Source organism: Nocardioides nanhaiensis, from assembly GCF_039542785.1.
In the GTDB taxonomy this organism is placed as follows: Bacteria; Actinomycetota; Actinomycetes; order Propionibacteriales; family Nocardioidaceae; genus Nocardioides; species Nocardioides nanhaiensis.
In genome coordinates this window covers 396,347-419,266 of sequence record NZ_BAABIM010000001.1, presented here as the reverse complement: position 1 = coordinate 419,266, position 22,920 = coordinate 396,347, and the positions used below count along the sequence as shown (strand labels likewise).

Genomic DNA, 22,920 nt, shown 5'->3' with positions numbered 1-22,920 from the left:
CGAGCGGCACCACGGCGCGAGCCACGTGCCGCCCCCCGCCACCGACCCGCTCGACCGCACGCGCTTCCCGGTCGACGAGTGGCGGCTCACCGAGACCCGGTTCGACTCCCGCGACCTCGGCGTCACCGAGACGCTGTTCAGCGTCGGCAACGGCTACCTCGGCCTGCGCGGCAACTACGAGGAGAGCCGCGACTTCGCCACCAACGGCACCTTCGTCAACGGCTTCCACGAGACCTGGAGCATCAAGCACGCCGAGGAGGCCTTCGGCTTCGCGCGCGTGGGCCAGACCATCGTCAACGCCCCCGACGCCAAGATCCTGCGCCTCTACGTCGACGACGAGCCGCTGCAGCTCTCGACCGCCGACCTCGAGGAGTACGAGCGCTCGCTCGACATGCGCACCGGGGTGCTGACCCGCTCGCTGATCTGGCGCACGCCCAGCGGCAAGCGCGTCAAGGTCGTCAGCACCCGCATGGTCTCCTTCACCCAGCGCCACCTGGCGGTGCTCACCTTCGAGGTCACGCTGCTCGACGCCCCCGCGCCGCTCACGATCTCCTCGCAGCTGCTCAACCGCCAGGACAGCGACAGCGAGTACGAGCTGCTCTCCGCGCTGGTGGACACCGGCATGGACCCCCGCAAGGCCGCCCAGTTCAGCCACCGCGTGCTCGTGCCGGTGGTGCACGCCGACCACGAGGACTCCCACCGGCTGGCGCTCGGCTTCCGCTGCGCCGAGAGCGGCATGACGATCGCGGTCACCGCCGACCACCACGTGGAGACCGAGAACGACTACTCGGTGCGGCGCGAGAGCAGCGAGGACCTCGCCAAGGCCAGCATCCGGGTGCAGGCCGAGCCCGGCGTGCCGGTGCGCCTCACCAAGCTGGTCAGCTACCACACCGCGCGCGCCGTGCCACCGCGCGAGCTGCTCGACCGCTGCGACCGCACGCTCGACCGCGTCACCGAGGAGGGCGTCGCCGAGCACGTGGCCGACCAGGCCGCCTACCTGGCCGACTTCTGGGCCCGCGCCGACGTCGAGATCCCGGGCCAGCCCGAGGTGCAGCAGGCCGTGCGCTGGAACCTCTTCTCGATCATGCAGGCCGCGGCGCGCGCCGACGGCGCCGGCATCCCGGCGAAGGGGGTGACCGGCTCGGGCTACGGCGGTCACTACTTCTGGGACACCGAGATCTACGTGATGCCCTTCCTCACCTACACCTCCCCCTGGGCAGCACGCAACGCGTTGCGCTTCCGTCACTCGCTGCTGAACGACGCGCGCCGTCGCGCTCGCGAGCTCACCCAGAAGGGCGCGCTCTTCCCGTGGCGCACCATCAACGGCGAGGAGGCCTCGGCCTACTACGCGGCCGGCACGGCGCAGTACCACATCGACGCCGACGTGGCCTACGCGCTCAGCCAGTACGTGGGCGCCACCGGCGACCTGGACTTCCTGCACCGGCAGGCCGTCGACATCTTCGTGGAGACCGCCCGGCTGTGGGCCGACCTCGGCTTCTGGCGCGAGGAGAACGGCGGCGCCTTCCACATCCACGGCGTCACCGGCCCCGACGAGTACACGACCGTCGTCAACGACAACCTGTTCACCAACGTGATGGCGCGCTTCAACCTGCGCCGTGCCGCCCGCGCCGTCCGCGAGCTGGGCGAGGCCGACCCCGAGGCCTACGACGCGATGGTGCGCCGCACCGGCCTCCTGGACCTCGAGGTCGAGGAGTGGGAGCGCGCCTCGGAGGCCATGGCCATCCCCTTCGACGAGCACCTCGGCATCCACCCGCAGGACTCCCACTTCCTCGAGCGCGAGATGTGGGACCTGGGCCGCACCCCGCTGGAGAAGCGGCCCCTGCTGCTGCACTACCACCCGCTGGTCATCTACCGCTTCCAGGTGCTCAAGCAGGCCGACGTCGTGCTCGCGCTCTACCTGCAGGGCGAGGAGTTCACCACCGAGCAGAAGAAGGCCGACTTCGACTACTACGACCCGATCACCACGGGCGACTCCACGCTCTCCGGTGTCGTGCAGTCGATCATCGCCGCCGAGGTGGGCTACCACGACCTGGCGCTGCGCTACTTCCTCGGCTCGCTCTACGTCGACCTCGCCGACCGCCACGCCAACGCCGCCGACGGCGTGCACGTGGCCTCCACCGGTGGCGTGTGGAGCGCCCTCGTGGGCGGCTTCGGTGGCTTCCGCGACCTCGGCACCGTGGCCGACGGCGAGCAGTGGTGCCTGGATCCGCGGCTGCCCGACGCCTGGGAGTCGCTCACCTACCGGCTGACCCTGCGGGGCGTCCGGGTCAAGGTGCAGGTCGAGCGCGACCAGCTGTGCCTGGAGATCGAGGACGCCGAGCACGATGGCGACGTGGCCGATCTCGCCACCGAGGTCTCCTTCGACGTGCGCGGCGAGCGCGTCGTCGTCCGACCCGGGCAACCCACGCTGGTGCCGCTGGAGCACCAGGGGCCGCGCCTGACCGGTGAGCCCGCCAACCCCGCCGGAACCCGGCGCGCCGACGGCACGCTCATCGCCGCGACGGTGCCCTCGGGCGACTGATCAGTCCGGCGACTCGCCGGCCACCAGCGCAGCGATCCGGCGGGCGCGGGTCTCGGGGCGCGCCGCGTCCTCGACCGGCTGCAGCCGACGCCGGCGCTCGGCGGGGCGACGGCGCTCGAAGGGCTCCAGCCGGCGGGCGGCGGTCAGGGCCTCGCGCACGTCGTCGGGCAGCGGCACGAGGTCGGGGTCGGCAGGTCGCAGCCGGCAGCGCACGACGTCGCCGGGCCGGACCCCCAGCCGGCGACGCAGCGAGCCGCCCACGTACATGAACGCGTCCTCGAGCACGTCGGCCCGGTTGAGGCCCACGTTGACCTCGACGTCCTCCACCCGGCCCTCGACGCGCCGGGTGCGCTGGGCGGCCGCGGCCGCAGCGAGAGCGTCGTCGAGCCGGATGATCGTGTACGTGCTCTCGCCCCACACCAGGGGCTCGACGATCGCGTCGAAGCCCACCCAGGCCGGGCTGCTGCTCACGACCTGCCCCGCCGCCACACCACCACCGACTGCCCCGGGGCCGGCTGCCGGACCGCGGGCAGACGGCTGGGCGGGACCCCCTGGCGCGCGGCGGTGCGCGCAGCGGCGAGCGCCTGCCGCAGCGCCTCGCGGGTGGCCTCGAGCTCTTGCTGGAGCTCGGCGTTGCGCGAGGCGAGAGCAGCGCTCTTGTTCTCCAGGTCGAGGATGCGTCGTACCCCCTCGATGCCGATGCCGGAGGCCGTGAGCTCGGCGATCTCGCGCAGTCGGTCGAGGTCGCGTGCGGAGTAGCGTCGGCCGCCGCCTCCGGTGCGCCCGGGCGTTATCAGGCCGACGCGCTCGTAGGTGCGCAGCGTCTGGGGATGCAGACCGGTCAGCTCGGCCGCCACCGAGATGACGTACACCGGAGCGTCCGGCGCAGGCTGCCGGCCCGAGCCGGCCCCGGACCCGCCTGCGCCGTCGCTCATCGTGGGGCTCCCCTCGCCTCAGGCCTCGAACAGCCCGGCGCGCAGCGGCTTGCCGGCCATCGCGGCGCGGTAGGCCTCCACGGCCTCGCGCGCCGTGGCGTCCAGGTGCGAGGGCACCTGCACCTTGACGGTCGCGAGCAGGTCGCCCACCGTGCCGTCGCTCTTGCGGGCACCCCTGCCACGCACCCGGAAGGTCCGGCCGTCGGGCGTGCCCGCAGGCAGCTTCAGCGTCACGGGCGCGCCACCCAGCGTGGGCACCTTGACGTCGGCGCCCAGGGCCAGCTCGTCGAAGGAGACCGGCACGTCGAGGGTGAGGTTGTCGCCCTTGCGTCCGAAGATGCGGTGCGGGGTCACCTTGACCGCCACGAACAGGTCGCCAGCCGGGCCACCGCTCTCACCCGCGCCGCCCTTGCCGCGCAGCCGGATCCGCTGCCCGTCCTTCACCCCGGCCGGGATGCGGGCCTGGATGCTGCGCGCGGACGTGCCGTGGCCGGACCCGTGACAGGTGGGGCACGGCTCGTCGTAGACGAGCTGGCGGCCACCGCAGGCGGGGCAGGTCTCGTTCATCGAGAACCCGCCGCCCATGGAGGAGACGACGAACCCCGCCCCCTCGCACTCGGTGCAGATGTGCGGCTTGGTGCCCGGCTTGCCGCCGGTGCCCGAGCAGGCCGGGCAGGGTGCGTCCGAGGTGAGCCGCAGCGAGATCGTCACGCCCTCGAGCGCGTCGGTGAAGGAGACCGTGGCGCTGGTCTCGACGTCCTGACCCTTGGCGGCGCGGGGCCGCTGCTGGGTGCGGCCACGACCGAACAGGTCGCCGAACATGTCACCGAAGCCACCACCCGCCCCGGCCCGGTCGCGCAGCAGGTCGTCGAGGTTGAACCCCTCGGCGCCCCCGCCACCAGTCGCGCCGCCGCGGCCGAAGCCGACGCCGCCGGAGGCGAAGAGCCGACGCGCCTCGTCGTACTTGGCGCGCTTCTCGGCGTCGCCGAGCACGTCGTAGGCCTCGGCCACCGACTTGAACTTCTCGTGCTTGGCGGTGTCACCGGGGTTGGAGTCCGGGTGGTTGGCGCGCGCCAGCTTGCGGTAGGCCTTCTTGATGTCGTCGGCGCCGGCCTCCTTGCCGACGCCGAGCACGGCGTAGAAGTCCTTCTGCGCCCAGTCGGCCCGGATCCCGTCGTCAGCCATCGCGCACCTCCCTCCCGGATCTCCGTGTCATCGTCGTCCTGCTCACCTGCCGGCCGGCGGGTCGACCACCAGCACCTGCGCGGCCCGCACCACCCGCTCGCCGATCCGGTAGCCGGACTTGGCGATCGTGCGGCACGTGGTGACCTCGACGCCCTCGTCCTCGCCGAGGTGCGAGAGCGCCTCGTGGATGGTCGGGTCGAACGCGTCGCCCGGGGCGCCGAACTTCACCAGTCCCTGGGCGGCCACCGTGCGCTCGAGCTGCTCGGCCACGGCCTTGAGACCGGGGTCGAGGTCACCGTGCTCGCGCGCACGGTCGACGGTGTCGAGCACCTCGGTGATCGGCGCCAGCGCGCTGTAGACCGCGTTCTGCTTCAGCAGGTCGCGGTCGCGCTCCACCCGCCGCTTGTAGTTGACGAACTCCGCCTGCAGCCGCTGGAGGTCCTCGGTGCGCTCGGTGAGCGCCTGCCGCACCTGCGCCAGTTCCGCGGAGCCGCCCTCGGACCCGCCGACCTCGCCGTGGGGCCCGTCCGCCGGGGCGGACCCGCCCGCGCCCTCGACGTCGACGACGTCCTGGGGCTCGAGCGGGCCGCCCTCCTCGACCCAGTTGCCCACACCGCTGGTGTCGGGCAGTCCCTGGTCCTCGGCCGTGGGTGCCTCGTGCCGGTCGGGGTCGGTCACTTGGACTCGCCCTCACCCGAGGCCGGCTGCTCGCCCTCGGCCGAGCCGTCGGTCTCGTCGACGATCTCGGCGTCGACGACGTCCTCGTCGGCCTCACCGGTGGCGCCGGTGGTGCCCCCGGCGGCGGCCTGGTCGGCCTCCGCGGCGGCGTACATGGCCGCACCCATCTTCTGGCTGGACTCGTTGAGCTTGCCGATGCCGGCGTTGATCGCGTCGGCGCTGGCCTCGGCGTCCTCGAGCGTGCTCTTGAGGGCGTCGACGTCGGCCTGCACCTCGGCGCGGACCTCCTCGGGGATCTTCTCGCCGTTGTCGGCCAGGAACTTCTCGGTCGTGTAGACGAGCTGGTCGCCCTGGTTGCGGGCCTCGACGGCCTCGCGACGCTTGGCGTCCTCCTCGGCGTACTGCTCGGCCTCCTTGACCATGCGGTCGATCTCGTCCTTGCCGAGCGCCGAGCCGCCGGAGATGGTCATCGACTGCTCCTTGCCGGAGCCCTGGTCCTTGGCCGAGACGTGCACGATGCCGTTGGCGTCGATGTCGAAGGTGACCTCGATCTTCGGCACGCCACGCGGGGCCGGGGGCAGGCCGGTGAGCTCGAAGTTGCCCAGCGGCTGGTTCTGGCCCCACATCTGGCGCTCGCCCTGGGCGACCTTGATCTCCACCGAGGGCTGGTTGTCGTCAGCGGTCGTGAAGATCTCCGAGCGCTTGGTCGGGATCGTCGTGTTGCGCTCGATCAGGGTGGTCATGACGCCGCCCTTGGTCTCGATGCCCAGCGAGAGCGGGGTGACGTCGAGCAGCAGCACGTCCTTGACCTCGCCCTTGAGGACACCGGCCTGCAGGGCCGCGCCGATGGCGACGACCTCGTCGGGGTTGACGCCCTTGTTGGGCTCCTTGCCGCCGAGCAGCTCCTTGACGAGCTCGCTCACGGCGGGCATGCGGGTCGAGCCGCCCACCAGCACCACGTGGTCGATCTTGTCGACGGCGACGCCGCCGTCCTTGAGCACGCTCTGGAAGGGCTTCTTGGTGCGCTCGAGCAGGTCGGCGGTGAGCTTCTGGAACTCGCTGCGGGTCAGCTTCTCCTCGAAGTGCAGCGGGCCCGACTCGCCCTGGGTGATGTAGGGCAGGTGGATCGTGGTCTCGCTGGAGGAGGAGAGCTCGATCTTGGCCTTCTCGGCAGCCTCCTGCAGGCGCTGCTTGGCGATCTTGTCGGCCGCGAGGTCGATGTTGTTGTTGTTCTTGAACTTGGTGACCATCCACTCCACGACGCGGTTGTCCCAGTCGTCGCCGCCCAGCAGGTTGTCGCCGCTGGTGGCCTTGACCTCCACCACGCCCTCGCCGATCTCGAGCAGGGAGACGTCGAAGGTGCCGCCGCCGAGGTCGAAGACGAGGATGGTCTGGTCGTCGCCCTTGTCGAGGCCGTAGGCCAGCGCGGCGGCGGTGGGCTCGTTGACGATGCGGCTCACGTTGAGGCCCGCGATCTCGCCGGCCTCCTTGGTGGCCTGGCGCTGGGCGTCGGAGAAGTAGGCCGGCACGGTGATGACGGCGTCGGTGACGGACTCGCCCAGGTAGGCCTCGGCGTCGCGCTTGAGCTTCTGCAGCACGAAGGCGCTGATCTGCTGGGGGGTGAAGGACTTCTCGTCGACCTGCTGCTTCCAGTCGGTGCCCATGTGGCGCTTGACCGACCGGATGGTGCGGTCGACGTTGGTGACCGCCTGGCGCTTGGCGACCTCGCCGACCAGCACCTCGCCGGACTTGGCGAAGGCGACGACCGAGGGGGTGGTGCGCGCGCCCTCGGCGTTGGCGATGACGGTGGGCTCGCCGCCCTCCAGGACGGCGACGACGGAGTTGGTGGTGCCGAGGTCGATGCCGACTGCTCGTGCCATGGTGATGAACCTTTCTCGGTGCGTCTGGTGCTGCGCGTGGGTGGCGCGGTGCCTCCAGTGTGCGTCGCGGTGGCAGCGCGTTCAAGTTGGTTGAGTCCACTCGACTCAAGTTTCGTCAGTCGGTGCAACCCAGTCCGGAGCGCGCGCATTCCCACGGCCCGGGCTCGGCGGCCGGAGCGTTGGTCGGGCAGGGGTCAGCGCCGGGCCTGCTGGGCGCGCTGCCACATCTCGAGCCCGATCTCGACCAGCCCCACCTGCGGGAGCGCCGAGACCTCGGCGAGGTCGAACCAGCGGGCCTCGTCGGTGGTGCCGCCGATCTCGCGGGTCAGGCTGCCGCCGACCACACGGGCCCCGAAGACCACGCGCAGCGCCTTCATCGGACGGCGGGTGCGCACGAAGCGGCGGCTCGGCGGGATCACGTAGGAGTGCACGCCGAGCAGCCCGGTGAGCTCGACGTCGTAGCCGCTCTCCTCGCGCACCTCGCGCACGGCGCCGTCCTCGACGGTCTCGCGCAGCTCGACGCCGCCGCCGGGCAGCGTCCAGCGCGGCTCCTCGGCCTCGTTCCACAGCGCCAGGAGCACCCGCTCGGCGCCGGGCTCACCGTCGACCACCACGGCGTAGGCCGCCACACGGGTGTCGTAGTCGGTGAACTCCATCCCCCCATCGTGCCCGACGGGTGATGAGCCCCACGGCCCCGCGGTCGCGCGGAATGCCCGTGCCGCTCCCGGGGTTCAGGACTCCCATGACCGTTCCCACCATCGACCTGCACGACAAGACCTCGATCCCGCAGCTCGGCTTCGGCGTGTTCCAGGTGCCGCCCGAGGAGACCGCGCAGACGGTCACCACCGCCCTCGAGGTGGGCTACCGCCACATCGACACCGCGCAGATGTACGGCAACGAGGAGGGTGTCGGCCAGGCCCTCGCCTCCGCCGGGATCGCCCGCGACGAGCTCTACGTGACCACCAAGCTCAACAACAACAACCACCGGCCCGACGACGTCAAGCGCTCCTTCGAGGAGTCGCTGCGCAAGCTCGGCCTCGAGCAGGTCGACCTCTTCCTGGTCCACTGGCCGCTGCCCACGCAGTACGACGGCGACTACGTGGCCACCTGGCGCGCCATGGCCGAGCTCGTGGAGGCCGGCGGCGCCCGCTCGGTCGGCGTCTCCAACTTCCAGCCCGAGCACCTGGACCGCATCGTCGCCGAGACCGGCGTCGTGCCCGTGATCAACCAGATCGAGGTCCACCCCTACTTCACCAACGAGGCCGCCCGCGCCGCCTCGCAGCGCCACGGCGTGGTCGTGGAGGGCTGGTCGCCCATCGCCCAGGGCAAGGTGCTCGACGACGCCACGATCGGCGAGATCGCGTCGGCCCACGGCAAGACCCCCTCGCAGGTCACCCTGCGCTGGCACGTCCAGCGCGGCGACGTCGTCTTCCCGAAGTCGATGAGCCGCGAGCGCATGGAGGAGAACTTCGCGATCTTCGACTTCGAGCTGACCGACGACGAGGTGGCGCGCATCTCGGGCCTCGATCGGGGCGAGGACGGCCGCACCGGCCCGAACCCCGACACGTTCGACTACATCCCGGACTGATCCGGGCTCGTCCGGAGCCGATCCGGAGCTGCCGGGGCGCTCAGCCGCCGTCCTCGATGGCGGCGGCGAGCGCCTCGGCGTAGGCCTGGGTGAAGCTGCTCGAGATCTGCACCGTGCCGCCGGTGATCGACTCCTGCACCGACGGCGCGGCGAGCACGCGACCGTCCAGCACCAGCGCCATCTGCTGGCCGGTGGTGGCCAGCTGCCCAGTGACCTCCGCGAAGACCCGCGCGGCGTCACCCTCGAACTCGATGGAGACCACGAACGTCGTGTCGTCGACGTTCTCCGCCTCGGCGGAGGCGACGCCGCCCTCGATGGCCGCCGGCGCGAGCAGGTAGGGCACGCCCAGCGCGTCGCAGGCCACGACGCGCTCCTCGGCCGGCGTCTCCACGGTCGGTCTCGGGGTCGCCGAGCAGTCCACCCCGTCGGTGTCGCTCGGGTTGGCCTCCTCGACCGCCCGGACCTGCAGGGTGCCCTCGAGCACCTCCGCGGACTCGTCGGGCGGCACCGTGGGCGCCGTGTCGACCGACGTCGACCCGCTGGGCTCGGACGGGGTCGGCTCGGCCGGCGCGGCGTCCTCGGTCCCGACGCCGGGGACCGCCCGCGCCTGGTCGTCGCCGCCGACGTCGCGGGTGCACCCGGCGCCCAGCGCCAGGGCGACGCCGAGGGCCGCGAGCGGGAGGGTGCTGCGGGAGAGCTGCCGGATGCGCGTCGACCTCACGGGCCCATGGTGGCAGAGCGCCCCCAGCACCGAGCACGCTGACGCGTCGTCGCAGAATGGAGCGATGCCCACCCCCGCGCAGCAGGTCGGCGAGGAGCGCTTCCGGCTGCGTGAGGTGGCGCTGACCGCCTACGGCCCCACGATCGTCAACGCCACGGGGCACGGAGCGGTGGCCCCCGTGCTGGCGCTGCGGGCCCGCGAGCTGGGCGCCGACGTCGGCACCGCCGCCCTGGTGGTGGGGCTGCTCGGCGTCGGGATGCTGATCGCCTCGCTGCCCGCCGGGGCGCTGGTGGCGCGGATCGGCGAGCGGCGCACGCTGTTCGGGGCCGGGCTGCTCGACGCCGTCATCATGCTGGCCGCCGCGGCCAGCGGCTCGGTGCTGCTGCTCGCGGTCGCCGTCACCGCGAGCGGCGCCACCTGGACGGCGTTCCTGCTCGCGCGGCAGGGCTTCATGATCGACGCCGTGCCCGCCCACCAGCGCGCGCGGGCGCTGGCGGCGCTCGGCGGCTCGCACCGGGTGGGGCTGCTGGTCGGGCCGCTGCTGGGCGCCGGCGTGATCCACGTCGGTGGGCTGCGCTGGGTGTTCGTGCTCGCCGCCGTCACCTCGGCCCTCTCCGGCCTGATGGCGCTGCTGATGCCCGACCTGGGCTCGGAGCGACGCCGACCGGGCAGCACCCAGCTGAGCGTGTGGTCGGTGCTGCGCGCGCACCGGCGCACCCTGCTCACGCTCGGGAGCGCCGTCGTCGTGCTCTCGGCCTCACGCTCGGTGCGCACCAGCCTGCTGCCGCTGTGGGCCGACCACGTGGGCATCGCGGCCAGCACGACCTCGCTGATCTTCGCGCTCGCCGCCGCGGTCGACATCGCGATGTTCTACCCGGGCGGCTGGGTGATGGACCACTACGGCCGCACGCTGGTGGCGGTGCCGGTCGTGCTCACGGTCGCCGTCGGGTCGCTGCTGCTGCCGCTCACCGCGGCGGCGTGGTCGGTGGCTGCGGTGGTGGGTCTGATCGCCGTCGGCAACGGCCTCGGCTCGGGCATCGTGATGACGCTCGGCGCCGACTCCGCGCCCACCGAGGGCCGCGCGCAGTTCCTGGGCGGGTGGCGGCTGTGCGGCGACGTCGGGCTCTCGGGCGGGCCGCTGCTGATCTCCGCCGTCGCGTCGGTAGCGCCGCTGGCCGCCGCGTGCGTGGTCGTCGGGGGCGTCGGCCTGCTCGGCACCGGCTGGGTGGGCTACTGGACCCGTCGGGCGGATCGGAGCCGGCTCGGCGCGATCAGCCGACGGTGACCTTGACCTCGTTGGAGGCGTCGCCGCTGTCGGTGTCGAGCATCCGGAACCGGTTGACGCCGGTCTGGCCGGTCTGGATGTAGGTCGAGAAGGTCTCGTTGCTCACCGAGGCCGTCACCGGGAAGTCGCCCCAGCGGCCGCCCTCGAAGCGCTGCACCTGCAAGATCGCGCCCTCGCCGCCCGGGTAGACGCCGGTGAGGTCGATCTGGCCCATCGGGCTGACCTGGGTCTGGCCGGCGGAGAGCGTGATGCCCTCCTCCTCCTCCTCGGTCGGCTCCTGCGAGGGGCGGGCGCTCTGCTGCGGGTCGGGACGCAGCGTGACCAGCGGACCGTCGGGCTCCTCGGTCTCCTCGGGCTCGGGCAGCACCAGCGAGTCGCGCTCGGTGGCGACGGCGGTGGCCGCCTCCTCCTCGCCGCCCAGGCCCAGCAGGCGGGTCGCGGCGAGCGCACCCCCGCCCAGCACGAGACCGACGACCAGGCCGACGCCGACCAGCGCCACCAGCCCGGTGAGGATGGGGCGGTCGGTGCGCTCCGAGGGGTCCTGCTCCTCGGGCGGTGGGGTCTGCTCAGCCATGCCGCCCATTGTGCGGGGCCACCGGGAGGGCGCCAAACCGCCTGCTCAGCCGCAGGTCAGCGGGGTTCGAGCACGACGACGGGGATCACCCGGTCGGTGGTCTGCTGGTAGGTCGCGAAGTCGGCGTACAGGTCCACCAGCAGCGGCCAGAGTCGCTCGCGCTCCTGCGGCTCGGCCTCGCGGGCCCGGACCGGACGCCGGCGCTCGCCACGCAGGTCGACGTGGGTCTCGGGGTGGGCCAGCAGGTTGGGGTACCACTGCGGGTTCCTGGGCAGCCCGCCCTGGGAGGCCACGACCACGAGGTCGGCGCCGTGCTCGAGGTAGAGCAGCGGGGTGGTGAAGGTGGCGCCGCTCTTGCGGCCCACGTGCTCGAGCAGGAGCACGGGCACCGGCTTGCGCAGACCCGCGCCGATGCGCCACGTGCTGCCGACGCGGCCGTTGGTGAGCCGGAAGAGCCGCACGTTCAGGCGCGCCATCGCCTTGATCACCTTCGGCACCACCGGGTGGGCCAGCGCCTCCTTGCGCTTGGCCAGCTTCTCGTCCTCGGTCCTCGCCCCACCGCGCACGGTCACAGTCCTCTCGTCCAGACGATCTCCTCGTGCAGCCTCTCACTGCGCCAGCCCTCGGCCGTGCGGCGCAGCCGGTGGTGGTACAGCCCGCCGAACTCCACGATCCGCTCGGTGCCCTGCTCGTCGGCGAGCGGCATCGGGTTGTGGAAGTAGGCCGAGCAGGTGGCGGCGTCCGGGTCGCCGTCGACGCCGAGCTCGACGTCGAGCTGGCCCAGCGTGTGCAGCCGCTTCGGGAAGAACGCGGGCAGCACCTCGGCCAGCCACGCCCTCACCTCGGGGTAGGCGCCGGCCATCCCCCCGGACTCGGTGTAGTCGATGGCGGCGTCGGGCGTGAAGACGGTGTCGAGCAGGTCCCAGGCGCCGGTGTCGATGGCGCGGGTGTAGCGGGTGAGCACGTCGGCGATCTCGAGGCGGTCGCCGATCTCCTGGAGGTCCACGCGGGTCACTCTCCCAGACATCTAGAACACGTTCTAGTCTGCGGTTAGTCTGGCGCGGTGAGATTCACCTACGCCGAGGCGATGACCGACGTCAGCTACTACGCGCCGCTGGCGCAGGCGGCCGAGGCGGCCGGCTACACGAGCATGACGGTGGCCGACAGCCTGATCTACCCGCGCGAGTCGGACTCGACCTACCCCTACACCGACACCGGCGACCGCGAGTTCCTGCTCGGCAAGGACTTCATCGAGACGATGATCATGTGCGCACACCTCTTCGCGCACACCACGACGCTGCGGCTGACCCCCTTCGTGCTCAAGCTGCCCGTGCGGCCACCGGTGCTGGTGGCCAAGCAGGCCTCCTCGCTGGCCCACCTCTCCGGCGACCGGCTGGGGCTCGGCGTCGGGCTCTCGCCGTGGCCCGAGGACTTCGCCGCGCTCGGCGTCGACTGGGCGCGCCGCGGCAAGCGGATGGACGAGTGCATGGACATCCTGCGCGGCCTCACCAGCGGTGAGTTCTTCGGCTACGACGGCGAGTTCTTCCAGCTGGAGGAGGTGCAGCAGCGGCCCGCGCCCGGCCGCGCCATCCCCCTGCTGGTCGGTGGTCACGCCGACGCCGCCCTGCGCCGGGCCGTGCGCAAGGGCAACGGCTGGATGCACGCCGGCGGCGACGGCGAGGAGCTGGACCGGCTCCTCACCCGGCTGGCCGAGATCCGTCGCGAGGAGGGCGACGACCGCGACGACTTCGAGGTGCACGTGATCAGCTACGACGCCTACGACCCCGACGGCGTCAAGCGCCTGGAGGACAAGGGCGTCACCGACTGCATCGTCGGGTTCCGGGTGCCCTACATCAAGGGCCCCGACACCGAGCCGCTCGAGACGAAGGTGCGGCACCTGGAGTCGTACGCGGAGTCCGTGATCGCGAAGGTGAACCCGTGACCGAGCCCGCCGACCCCGCCGTCGAGCCGCTGGGCCTGACCGACGTGCTGCAGGAGGCGATCGCCGAGGCGGAGCGGCTGATCGCCGGCGCACCGTTCATCCGCACCGAGGCCGACCTGCTCGAGGGCTACGACTACCTGGCCGGCCGCATCCGGATGGCGATGCAGACCGCCTTCGACTACGACCTCGACCGCCCGCTGTTCGTCAACCCCACCCACCAGTTCTCCCGCCAGGGGCTCGACAACCCCGACGCGATCTACTTCAACGCCTACCTGCGCGAGGGCGTCGAGTACGTGGTGCGCGGCCGCCGCGGCACCAGCGCCGACCTCTCCTTCCAGGTGATGGGGGGCGCCTACACCGCCGACTCCGCGGCCACCAGCATGCTGGCCTTCGACGACCGTGAGCTCGAGATCGACGACGAGGGCCGCTTCGAGCTCACCTACACCGCCGAGCCGGGCGCCAAGACGATGATCGTGCGCGAGGTCTTCAACGACTGGGAGACCGAGGAGCGCGGCTCGCTCACCATCGAGCGCACCGACACCCTCGGCCAGCCGGCTCGGCCCCTCACCGAGCAGCTGCTGCGCAAGAAGTACGAGGTGGCGGCACGCTCGCTCACCGGCTCCATCCAGACCTGGTTCGCCTTCCCCCAGTTCTTCCAGTACCGGGAGCCGGTGAACACCCTGACGCCGCCGAAGGCCACGCCGGGTGGCCTCTCCTCGCAGCGCTCCTCGATCGGGCACTACGAGCTCGACGACGACCAGGCGATGGTCATCACCGTGCCGCGCTGCGACGACTGCAGCTACCAGGCCGTCCAGATCGGCTCGGACTGGTACGCCAGCACCGACTACGAGACCCACCAGACCTCGCTGACCAAGGCTCAGGCGCAGACCGATCCCGACGGGATGATGCGGTTCGTCGTCTCCGCGCGGCCGCCCGGCGAGAGCGGTGCTCCGATCGCCAACTGGTTGGAGACCACCGGCCACCGCACCGGTCCGATGATGCTCCGCTGGCAGCGGCTCGAGCGCGACCTCACCGACGACGACGGCCCGCAGGTGCAGGTCGTCGAACTCGCCGACGTGCCGACCCTGCTGCCGCTCGCCTCGCCGCTGAGCCAGGAGGAGTGGGTGGCACGGATCGCGGCGCGGCAGCGGGCTGTGGCGCGGCGGATGATCAGCTGACGGATCCGGAGGTCTGCGCCCTCGGGCGCTACGAGATCCACAACCTGGTGCTGGACCTCGAGGACGCGCGCGCCATCCAGTGGAGGCCCGGCTACGTGCCGGACCCCACCCCGGGCGCGCTCGACTTCGGTGGCTGGACGTGGCGCTACGACCTGACCTCGCGCGGATCGCACGCCTGCGAGGTGGTGCACACCGACGACTGGTCGGCGGTGGGGCCGGGGCCGCGCGAGTACCTCGCGTTCCCGCCGTTCCCCCGGACCACCTCGCGAACTCGCTGCAGCACCTCGCTGACCTGGTCGCGGACAGGACGCCCTAGTCGCCAGCCTCCCCCTCGACCTTGATCCCCCTCTCCCGGGCGAGCAGCGGTGCCAGCAGGTCCAGCTGCTCGGGGCTGATCGTGACGCCGCGCAGGCAGTCGACACCGTCGACCTCGGCGAGCTCGCAGCCCCGCAGGTCGACGTGCTCGAACGAGCCTCCCTGCGCGGTCAGCCGAGCGAGCCGGCTGCCGGCGAAGGCCACCCTCCGGGCCGTGGCACGACCGACGTCGATCTCCTCGATCGTGCAGTCGGTGAAGGCGACGTCGAGCAGCTCGGCGCCCCGGAGGTTGAGGTAGCCGAGCTTGCAGCCCACGAAGTGCACGGAGCGCCACGACGTCTCGTAGGCCTCGACCGAGCCCAGTCGTGAGCCCTCGACGCGCACCTCGCGCCAGTCGCCGCGCGGGGCACGCATCACGGGCACGTCCAGCCGGTCGAAGGTCACCTCGTGCAGCCGGGTGGACCCCCAGTCTGCCTCGCGGGCCGCGACGCCGATGAAGGCGCAGCCGAGGACGGCAGCTCCGCCGAGATCGAGCGTGGGGGTGGTGACGCCGTCGAACGACCGCCCGTCCAGGTCGGCGTCGGCGACCAGCTCCTCGGCGTCACCGACGCCCAGCTCGCCGAGCGGCACGGGATCGAGCTGTGGTGGCAGTGTCGAGGCTCGGCGTGGTGGAGGCATGTGGCCACTCAACCCGATCGAGCAGCACCGCGTGCGGCGGCCGGCGGTCGCGCGGCGGATGATCAGCTAGTAGAACCCCTCGCCGCTCTCGAGGAACAGGGGCGGGTACGCGTCGTCGGCCGTGGGCACCACCGGACTGACCGTGACGCAGCGCAGGGTCGCCACCTCGCACTGCACGACCTGCTGGGCCCGCACGACCGTCATCGCACGTGGCTTGATCAGCTGGGCGATCGCGGTGAAGGACCCCTCGTCGTCGAAGGGGCCGAGCAGCAGGTGGTCCCACGGAGCGTCGACCTGGCGGCGCTCCCCGGTCTCGGCGTCGTAGGCCACGGCGCGCGCCGGCCACTGGGTGACGTCGAAGAGCGTGCTGCGGTCCGGCGAGAGTCGTCCGGTGCCCCACGCCTCGGAGTCGCCCAGTACGAGGCGGTCGCCCCGCTTGCGGACGGGGACCCGGTAGCCGTCGGGGAACAGCGCCCCGTCGTAACCCTCGTAGACGTTGCCGCCCTGGGGGTCGGTGTTCCAGGGCACTGAGGAGCCGTCGTCCAGCTCGATGGTCCGGCCGGCGTGGAACAGCCGGGTGTCGCTGACGCCGTCCAGCAGCGGCATGGTCTCGCTGTAGAGGTCGGCCAGGTCGTCGCTGCGGTCGGGCTCCTCGTCGGGGGTGCGGTAGAGCTGCTCGCCGGTACGGGTGTCGAAGGCCGCCACCTGCATCACGTGGGTGCCGTACTCGTCGGTGGGTCCGCGCGACTGGTCGACGGTGGCGAACACCCGGTGGTCGGCGGAGATCGCGATGTTGCCCCAGCCGGTGGGCGCCACCTCCTGGGTCTCGCCCTCGACGCTGGTGAACACCAGGTCCGACCCCCGCACCCAGTAGGCGCCGGTCGCGCCGAGCACGAACTGCTCGGCGTCCCGTCCCAGTCGCACCTGCTGCTCGCCCACGTGCAGGGTGCCGTCCAGCAGCCACGCCGGGCTCGTCTGCTCCCAGGTGGTGGGACCGGTCGGCAGCGCGAACGGCTCGCCACCCAGCTCGCTCTGCGGCGTCGAGGTGCCGCACCCGGCCAGCAGCAGGGCGGCAGCGAGCCCGACAGCGGCGGCGCGGAGGCTCCTCACCGCCCCATGCTCACACGGGTCACGCGAACGCGACCGGCTCGCGCACCACCGTGGCCCCGACGAAGGCCTCCTCCCCGGCCCCCCAGTAGTCGACGACGACGCCGCGGGCGACGTCCTCGAGTGCCACGAGCGACCTGCGCAGGCTCGCACCGGAGTCGGCCTCCACCGCCAGCTCGAGGGGCCGGCCGATCGGCACCCGCACCGGGAAGCGCACCCAGTTGTGCTGGCCCTCGACGTCGAAGTACTGGTCGGCCACGACCTGGCCGTCGAGCGTGACGCGCAGGCGCACCCGCTCGTCGTCGAAGGACTGGTTGGAGACGTAGAGGACCACCTGCGTGCCAGGCGCCGCGTCCCCCGACGGCGCGGACGATGCGGGCGACGACCTCGTGGACTGCGGGGGCTCCCTGGCTTCGTCGTCGGACGAGCCGTTGCGGCCGCATCCCGTTGCGGTCAGCAGGACGACGGCGGCGGCCACGCTGGCGCGGTTCATGCCTGTGCGACGTCACGTGCGGCCCACCGGTTCCCGCGCGTGCGGACGGGGGCCACGGCTCCATCGGCCGGGGGGGCCGGCCGCGCGCACGACCCTGCCCACTTGGTCGCGGGCTAGCGTTCAAGGTGTGACGTTGAACCAGGTGAGAAGAGGAAGCGGCAGTCCGTTGCTGCTGGTGCACGGACTGGGCGCGGGGTGGCGGTCCTGGGCTCCCGTCCTCGACCAGCTGGCCGAGAGCCGGGAGGTCATCGCCATCGACCTGCCGGGGTTCGGCGAGACGCCGCCGTTGACCGGCGAGGTCTCGATCGCCACCTTGGCCGACTCGGTCGAGGCCTTCATCCGCGAGCAGGGCCTGGAGGGCGTCTCGACGGTCGGCCAGTCGATGGGCGGCCGGCTGGTGCTCGAGCTCGCGAGGCGGGGAGTCGGCGGCGACACCGTGGCGTTGGACCCGGGCGGCTTCTGGAGCGACCGCGAGCTCCTCGTCTTCGGCGCCACGCTGCGACCCTCGATCGCCCTGGTCCGCGTCCTCCGGCGCATGCTGCCGACCCTGCTCGGCAACCCGGTGGGACGCACCCTGCTGCTGGCGCAGCTGTCGGCGCGGCCCTGGGCGCTCTCGCGCGACACCGTGCTGCCCGACGTGCGCGGGTTGGCCGACTCGCCGTCGACCGGAGCTGCCCTGGACGCCCTGACCAAGGGGCCCAAGCAGGAGGGCGCGCCGGCCGGCACGGTGCCCGGGCGAGTCACTATCGGCTGGGGTCGTCGTGACCTGGTGACCGTGCCGGCGCAGGCCGCACGCGCGGTGGAGCTGTACCCCGACGCGGTCCTGCACTGGTTCGAGCGGTGCGGTCACTTCCCCCAGTGGGACGCACCCCGCGAAGCCACCCGACTGATCCTCGACAGCACCGGCTGAGGTCGCCGACCTCACCGTCGGTCGGCCTGCCGCTGCAGCGCGAGCGGCAGCGTCGCCACGGCCGCCGCGCCCGCCACCGCGAAGGCCGTGGCGAAGGACCTCAGCTCGGCGATCACCCCGACGGCCACCGAGCCCAGTGCCGTCCCGGCGTCGAAGCCCACGTTCCAGACCGCGCTCGCCAGGTTGTGGTGCCGACGCGAGACGGCTGCGAAGGCGATCAGGAGCGTCAGGTTCTGCAGTCCGCCGTAGCAGAGGCCGATCAGCAGCATGGCGGCGAGGAAGGGTCCCACGCGCACGCCGTCGGGGCTCGCGACCGACCACGCCACGAGCGCCATCCCCACCCCGGTGAGGGGGACCAGGGGCACGAGGAAGCGCTGCGGTCCGTGGCGATCGGCCAGCACCCCGACCCGCCACCGGCTGAGCGCGGCCGTCAGCCCCATCAGGAACAGCCCGCCCGCCGCGACCGACGGACTGTCGACCACTTGGGGCGTGAACGTGATCACCGCTCCACCCGCCAGCGTGACCGCCAGGAGCAGCAGCATCGGTCGCAGCAACCGCCGGTAGGCGGCCGACTCCGGGTCGCCCGGGTCACCGGCTCCAGCGACGGCGGGGTGCAGGTCGGGGGCGCCCAGCCGCAGCGCCGCCGCCAGCCGGAGCGCGGCCGGGATGCCGAGCAGAGGCAGGGCACTCACCGTGAAGGCCACCCCGAAGCCGACGTTCTCGGCGACCCACGGTCCGGCTGGCAGCAGAAGCAGGTTCGGCGCCGCGACGGCGAGCCCGTAGGCCCCGATCGCCTCCCCACGGCGCTCGGCACCCACCAGTGCGGCCACTGCGGCACTCCCGGTGACGGTCAGGACACCGAACCCGATGCCACGGACCGCCGAGACCCCCAGCACCACGCCGAGCTCGTTGCTGATCGACAGCAGGAGGCCGGGCAGCCCCAGCAGCGTCAGCCCGACGGCCAGCACCGGGCCCCAGCCGAAGCTGCGCAGGGCGCGCGGGACGAGGAGCTGGGTGAGCACCGTGAACAGCAGCAGCACGCCGTTGACGAGTCCGGAGCCCGCGGTGCCGGCCCCGCCCTCGACCACCCACAGCGGAGCGACCGTGAGGAGCACCGCGTAGCTGGAGAACCCCGCGCACGTCATCACCACCAGCGGCGCCATCCCCGGCTGACGCCAGATCGGTCCCCCGGCACTCACGGTCGGAGCACCTAGCCTCCGCCCGAGCCGATCACGAGCCGCCCGAGGAGCTCGCGCAGGAGCGCGGCGTCCGGCGGGTCGAGGTCGGCGAGCAGCTCCCGCTCGGCCTCGTCACTCGCCCGCGTCGCGACGTCGAGGGTCGCGCGGCCGGCATCGGTGAGCTCGACGACGTTGCGGCGGCGATCGGCGGGGTCGGGCCGGCGCACCACGAACGCCTTGGCCTCGAGTCCGTCCAGCAGGGCGACCATCGAGGTGCGGTCGACGCCGAGGCGCAGCGCGGCCTGCTGCTGGGACTCGGGCTCGCGGTCGGCGAGCAGCAGCAGCGCCCCGAGCTCGCGGGCGGTCACCCCGGATCCCTCCAGGTGTGCCGCGTGCAGCTCCTCCAACCTCAGCAGGGAGTGCTTGAGCTGGTAGATCAGCCGACGGCGCACTGCCGGTCCGACGTCCCGCTCGTCACCCATGGCGCCATCGTAGGGTGTACGCTAATCATCAGTAGCGCTGACGATCTAGCAAAGGGATGATCATGACCACTGTTCTGTTGACCGGGGCCACCGGCCTCGTGGGCTCCCGCCTCCTGCCCCGGCTCGCCGACGACGGCGTCGACTGCCGCGCCCTGGTGCGTCGCGACGTCGAGCTGCCCGCCGGGGTCACCGCCGTCCGCGGCGACCTCGACGACCCCGCCTCGCTGGCACCGGCCCTGGAGGGGGTCGACGCCGTGGTGCACCTCGCCGCCCTGTTCCGCACCGACGACGAGGCCGCGATCTGGCGTGCCAACCACGACGGCACCCGCCACCTCGTCGAGGCGGTCGCGGCGCACGCACCCACGGCGCGCGTCGTGATGGCCAGCACCGGCAACGTCTACGACGCGACCGCCCCGCGCCCGGCGCGCGAGACCGACCCGTGCACGCCCACCGCCGCCTACCCGGCGAGCAAGGTGGCCGCCGAGCAGCTGCTGCGCGAGAGCGGCCTGACCTGGTCGATCCTGCGCCTGCCCTTCGTGTACGGCGACGACGACGGGCACCTGGCCACGATCGCCACCCTCGCCCCGCGCTTCGGGCTGCACCCGGCGCACACCTACTCCGTCGCACACCACCGCGACGTCGCCGCCCTGGTGCGCATGGCGCTGGCCGGCACCACCGACGGTCGCGTCGTCAACCTGACCGACGACGCCCCCGTCACGGTCTGGGAGATGGCACGTCTGGCGGGCGCGACCCTCGAGGAGTCCTCCGCACCCCTCGAGCACCCGTGGTCGGGTCGCATGGACGGAGCGCTGGCCCGTGAGCTCGGCTTCCGGCCGACGGTGCCGACCATCCACGCCGCAGCGGCCGAAGGGATCCTCTGAGGAACGTGTTGCGGGGGGCATGGCCCCGGCACCCACCGGCTGACCACCGCCGAGCTCGTCGAGCTGCGCGCCCAGAGCGCGGACCTCGAGCCCAGGTGCGAGCCTCAGCCCGCCTGGGTCCACCGCGGGTCACGACCGGTCCCAGCCGTGCACCACCACCCCGTTCAGCGCGACGTGCGACACCTCCGGCCTGGGCAGCTCCGCCGTAGACGCCAAACTGGAACACGTTCTAGTGTGACCCGGTGACCACCACCGCCGCCGCCCACGAGGCCGCCGCCACCCTCGTCGAGGCCGCCTACACCCCGGCTCCCCTGCTGCAGGACAAGGTGATCGTGCTCTCCGGCGTCGGCCCCGGCCTGGGCCGGGCGCTGGGCGAGGAGGCCGCGCAGATGGGCGCCGACCTGGTGCTGGTCAGCCGCACCGAGAAGCGTCTGGAGAAGATGGCCGAGGTGGTCCGCGCGCACGGGCGGCGGGCGCTCGTCGTCCCGACCGACATCACCGACGAGGCCTCGCGCGCCCGCCTGGTGGAGCGCAGCCTCGAGGAGTTCGGCCGCGTGGACTGCCTGCTCAACAACGCCTTCGGCATCCCGCCGATGGACCCGATCAGCACGCTGGACCTCGACGCCCTGCGCGCCGCCAACGAGACCAACGTCTTCGCCCCGCTGCGGCTCTCGGCCCTGTTCGCCGACGCCCTGGCCGCCTCACCCGACAAGCCCGGCGGGTCGATCGTGATGCTGAACTCCTGCGTGCAGTACTCCAGCGAGCCCGAGTACAGCGGCTACAAGCTCAGCAAGGGCACGCTCGCCCACCTGGCCTCCAGCCTGGCCACCGAGCTCGGTCCGCGCGGCATCCGCGTCAACAGCGTAGCGCCCTCCTACATCTACGAGGACGTCAACAAGTCCTACTTCGACTGGATCGCGAGCGAGTCCGGACGCACCCACGACGAGGTGTACGCCGAGAAGGCCGCCCCGACCGACCTCAAGCGCCTCGCCTCCCCCCAGGAGGTCGCGCGCGCCACGCTGTTCCTGGCCAGCGACCTCGCGAGCGCCGTCACGGGCACGATGCTCAACGTCGACTGCGGCGAGTTCCACGACAACTGAGAGGGCAGGCGCGATGAGCGACAACGTGATGACGCGCGAGCGCGCCGACGTCGGGACCTACGACGACATCGCCGCGGCGGCGGTGCGCACCACCGGCATGGACGACTTCGGCGGCACCGCGCACGAGGAGGGCCTGCGCGTGCTGGTCGAGGACCTCGCCTCCCCCGAGGCCGGCCTCACCCCGCGCGGCAACTACTTCCAGCGCTCGGAGGTGAAGAGCGCCCTGGTGGGCCGGCTGCTCACCCAGGCCCAGTTCAACGCCCGGCCCGAGCACGCCGAGGTGCCGATCGAGCGCCCCGTCTTCGTGATGGGCCTGCCCCGCACCGGCACCACCGCGCTGCACCGGCTGCTGCACGCCGACCCGGCCGCGCAAGGTCTGGAGATGTGGCTGACGCAGTACCCCCAGCCGCGGCCCCCGCGCGAGACCTGGGAGGACGACCCGATCTTCACGGCCATGCAGCAGGCGTTCTCGGCACACCACGTGGAGTCGCCCGAGTACCTGGGGATCCACTACATGGACGCCACCTCGGTGGAGGAGTGCTGGCGCCTGCTGCGCCAGACCGGCAAGTCCAACTCCTACGAGTCGCTGGCCAACCTGCCCCGCTACACCGACTGGCTGCGCGGCCAGGACTGGACCGACGCCTTCGCCCGCCACAAGCAGAACCTGCAGCTGATCGGGTTGAACGACGCCGAGAAGCGCTGGGTGCTGAAGAACCCCTCGCACATGACGGCGCTCGACGCCCTGATGGCGGTCTACCCCGACGCCCTGGTCGTCTACACCCACCGCGACCCGGTGGTCTGCATCGCCTCCTCCTGCTCGCTCTCGGCCGCCACCACCGAGGGCCACTCCGAGACCTACGTCGGCGGCGTCATCGGCCACACCCAGCTCGGCCTCTGGTCGCACGCCTACCACGCCTTCCACGACGCCCGGCCGCGCTACGACGCCGCGCAGTTCGCCGACGTCGCCTTCGACGACCTGCGCGCCGACCCGATGGGCGTGGTGCGCGGGCTCTACGAGCGGTGGGACCTGGGCTGGGGGCCCGAGGTCGAGACCGCCGTCGCCGAGCTGGACCGCGAGAGCAAGGAGGGAGCGGCCAAGCCCTCGCACCGCTACTCCCTGAAGGACTACGGGCTCTCCGAGACCCAGGTGCGCGCGGCGTTCGACCGGGGCTGACCGGCCCACTTCCCGTCCACAGGCGGCACTCCCGACGCCGGTCCTCCACAGGGCGACGTCGGCCCGGCCCACGGAACGCGACACCGGGGCAGGG

24 protein-coding genes are annotated in these 22,920 nt (G+C 72.5%); 9 read left to right on the top strand and 15 right to left on the bottom strand.

Features of this window, described 5'->3' with window-relative positions:
• Positions 1–25 precede the first annotated feature (25 nt).
• Positions 26–2,542: a glycoside hydrolase family 65 protein gene (locus tag ABD948_RS02005; protein ID WP_425576544.1), complete on the top strand. Its 2,517-nt coding sequence runs from the start codon at positions 26–28 to the stop codon at positions 2,540–2,542.
• On the opposite strand, the gene ABD948_RS02000 is transcribed toward ABD948_RS02005, so the two are convergent.
• From ABD948_RS02000 to ABD948_RS01975, 6 genes are all read right to left on the bottom strand, one after another.
• A complete protein-coding gene (locus ABD948_RS02000; RefSeq protein WP_345262374.1) occupies positions 2,543–3,013 on the bottom strand; it encodes a YdeI/OmpD-associated family protein in 471 nt (156 codons plus the stop codon). It abuts the gene before it with no gap.
• On the bottom strand, positions 3,010–3,477 hold the full coding sequence (locus ABD948_RS01995; RefSeq protein WP_345262373.1) for a heat shock protein transcriptional repressor HspR: 468 nt from the start codon (positions 3,475–3,477) through the stop codon (positions 3,010–3,012). The genes ABD948_RS02000 and ABD948_RS01995 overlap by 4 nt, the downstream gene beginning before the upstream one ends.
• 18 nt (positions 3,478–3,495) lie before the next feature.
• Positions 3,496–4,662 (bottom strand): molecular chaperone DnaJ, encoded by a 1,167-nt coding sequence (gene dnaJ, locus ABD948_RS01990; RefSeq protein ID WP_345262372.1) that lies wholly within the window; start codon positions 4,660–4,662, stop codon positions 3,496–3,498.
• 42 nt (positions 4,663–4,704) lie between these two features.
• Positions 4,705–5,340, bottom strand: coding sequence for a nucleotide exchange factor GrpE (grpE, locus tag ABD948_RS01985; protein ID WP_345262371.1), 636 nt, complete (start codon positions 5,338–5,340; stop codon positions 4,705–4,707).
• The gene (gene dnaK / locus ABD948_RS01980; protein ID WP_345262370.1) at positions 5,337–7,220 is read right to left on the bottom strand and encodes a molecular chaperone DnaK; all 1,884 of its coding nucleotides are present in this window, start codon (positions 7,218–7,220) and stop codon (positions 5,337–5,339) included. Before dnaK ends, grpE begins: the two co-directional genes overlap by 4 nt.
• A 194-nt stretch (positions 7,221–7,414) precedes the next feature.
• Positions 7,415–7,876: an NUDIX hydrolase gene (locus tag ABD948_RS01975; RefSeq protein WP_345262369.1), complete on the bottom strand. Its 462-nt coding sequence runs from the start codon at positions 7,874–7,876 to the stop codon at positions 7,415–7,417.
• Between the two features lie 86 nt (positions 7,877–7,962).
• Between ABD948_RS01975 and ABD948_RS01970 the strand changes: the two genes are divergently transcribed.
• The gene (locus ABD948_RS01970; RefSeq protein WP_345262368.1) at positions 7,963–8,808 is read left to right on the top strand and encodes an aldo/keto reductase; all 846 of its coding nucleotides are present in this window, start codon (positions 7,963–7,965) and stop codon (positions 8,806–8,808) included.
• A 40-nt stretch (positions 8,809–8,848) separates the two neighbouring features.
• Here ABD948_RS01970 and ABD948_RS01965 read toward each other — a convergent pair whose 3' ends face one another.
• Positions 8,849–9,529, bottom strand: a complete 681-nt coding sequence (locus tag ABD948_RS01965) for a SecDF P1 head subdomain-containing protein (RefSeq protein ID WP_345262367.1) — start codon at positions 9,527–9,529, stop codon at positions 8,849–8,851.
• A 64-nt stretch (positions 9,530–9,593) separates the two neighbouring features.
• Between ABD948_RS01965 and ABD948_RS01960 the strand changes: the two genes are divergently transcribed.
• Positions 9,594–10,814: an MFS transporter gene (locus tag ABD948_RS01960; protein ID WP_345262366.1), complete on the top strand. Its 1,221-nt coding sequence runs from the start codon at positions 9,594–9,596 to the stop codon at positions 10,812–10,814.
• On the opposite strand, the gene ABD948_RS01955 is transcribed toward ABD948_RS01960, so the two are convergent.
• The 3 genes from ABD948_RS01955 to ABD948_RS01945 are packed head-to-tail and all read right to left on the bottom strand — an operon-like array spanning position 10,801 to position 12,394.
• Positions 10,801–11,388, bottom strand: a complete 588-nt coding sequence (locus ABD948_RS01955) for a hypothetical protein (RefSeq protein ID WP_345262365.1) — start codon at positions 11,386–11,388, stop codon at positions 10,801–10,803. The genes ABD948_RS01960 and ABD948_RS01955 overlap by 14 nt on opposite strands.
• A gap of 56 nt (positions 11,389–11,444) precedes the next feature.
• A complete protein-coding gene (locus ABD948_RS01950) occupies positions 11,445–11,960 on the bottom strand; it encodes a nitroreductase family deazaflavin-dependent oxidoreductase (protein WP_345262364.1) in 516 nt (171 codons plus the stop codon).
• Entirely contained in the window at positions 11,957–12,394 is a 438-nt protein-coding gene (locus ABD948_RS01945; protein ID WP_345262363.1) for a nuclear transport factor 2 family protein, read from the bottom strand. The genes ABD948_RS01950 and ABD948_RS01945 overlap by 4 nt, the downstream gene beginning before the upstream one ends.
• A 57-nt stretch (positions 12,395–12,451) precedes the next feature.
• Between ABD948_RS01945 and ABD948_RS01940 the strand changes: the two genes are divergently transcribed.
• Positions 12,452–13,330: a TIGR03619 family F420-dependent LLM class oxidoreductase gene (locus tag ABD948_RS01940; RefSeq protein ID WP_345262362.1), complete on the top strand. Its 879-nt coding sequence runs from the start codon at positions 12,452–12,454 to the stop codon at positions 13,328–13,330.
• A complete protein-coding gene (locus tag ABD948_RS01935) occupies positions 13,327–14,508 on the top strand; it encodes a hypothetical protein (protein ID WP_345262361.1) in 1,182 nt (393 codons plus the stop codon). The genes ABD948_RS01940 and ABD948_RS01935 overlap by 4 nt, the downstream gene beginning before the upstream one ends.
• A 312-nt stretch (positions 14,509–14,820) precedes the next feature.
• On the opposite strand, the gene ABD948_RS01930 is transcribed toward ABD948_RS01935, so the two are convergent.
• The 3 genes from ABD948_RS01930 to ABD948_RS01920 form a co-directional block, all read right to left on the bottom strand.
• Positions 14,821–15,501, bottom strand: a complete 681-nt coding sequence (locus ABD948_RS01930) for a pentapeptide repeat-containing protein (protein ID WP_345262360.1) — start codon at positions 15,499–15,501, stop codon at positions 14,821–14,823.
• 66 nt (positions 15,502–15,567) lie between these two features.
• A complete protein-coding gene (locus tag ABD948_RS01925; RefSeq protein ID WP_345262359.1) occupies positions 15,568–16,611 on the bottom strand; it encodes a hypothetical protein in 1,044 nt (347 codons plus the stop codon).
• A 19-nt stretch (positions 16,612–16,630) separates the two neighbouring features.
• Positions 16,631–16,942 carry a hypothetical protein gene (locus tag ABD948_RS01920; protein WP_345262358.1) on the bottom strand — a complete coding sequence of 104 codons (312 nt, stop codon included), beginning with the start codon at positions 16,940–16,942 and terminating at the stop codon, positions 16,631–16,633.
• A gap of 286 nt (positions 16,943–17,228) precedes the next feature.
• On the opposite strand from ABD948_RS01920, the gene ABD948_RS01915 reads away from it, so the two are divergent.
• The gene (locus tag ABD948_RS01915) at positions 17,229–18,011 is read left to right on the top strand and encodes an alpha/beta fold hydrolase (protein WP_345262357.1); all 783 of its coding nucleotides are present in this window, start codon (positions 17,229–17,231) and stop codon (positions 18,009–18,011) included.
• A gap of 11 nt (positions 18,012–18,022) precedes the next feature.
• Here the strand turns inward: ABD948_RS01915 and ABD948_RS01910 are convergent, their stop codons facing one another.
• Positions 18,023–19,210, bottom strand: coding sequence for an MFS transporter (locus tag ABD948_RS01910; protein WP_345262356.1), 1,188 nt, complete (start codon positions 19,208–19,210; stop codon positions 18,023–18,025).
• Between the two features lie 11 nt (positions 19,211–19,221).
• Positions 19,222–19,671, bottom strand: coding sequence for a MarR family winged helix-turn-helix transcriptional regulator (locus ABD948_RS01905; protein ID WP_345262355.1), 450 nt, complete (start codon positions 19,669–19,671; stop codon positions 19,222–19,224).
• A gap of 62 nt (positions 19,672–19,733) precedes the next feature.
• Between ABD948_RS01905 and ABD948_RS01900 the strand changes: the two genes are divergently transcribed.
• The 3 genes from ABD948_RS01900 to ABD948_RS01890 all read left to right on the top strand — a co-directional run bounded on the left by ABD948_RS01900 (position 19,734) and on the right by ABD948_RS01890 (position 22,826).
• Entirely contained in the window at positions 19,734–20,552 is an 819-nt protein-coding gene (locus ABD948_RS01900) for an NAD-dependent epimerase/dehydratase family protein (RefSeq protein ID WP_345262354.1), read from the top strand.
• A gap of 242 nt (positions 20,553–20,794) precedes the next feature.
• Positions 20,795–21,652, top strand: coding sequence for an SDR family oxidoreductase (locus ABD948_RS01895; protein ID WP_345262353.1), 858 nt, complete (start codon positions 20,795–20,797; stop codon positions 21,650–21,652).
• Between the two features lie 13 nt (positions 21,653–21,665).
• Entirely contained in the window at positions 21,666–22,826 is a 1,161-nt protein-coding gene (locus tag ABD948_RS01890) for a sulfotransferase family protein (protein ID WP_345262352.1), read from the top strand.
• Positions 22,827–22,920: the final 94 nt, after the last annotated feature.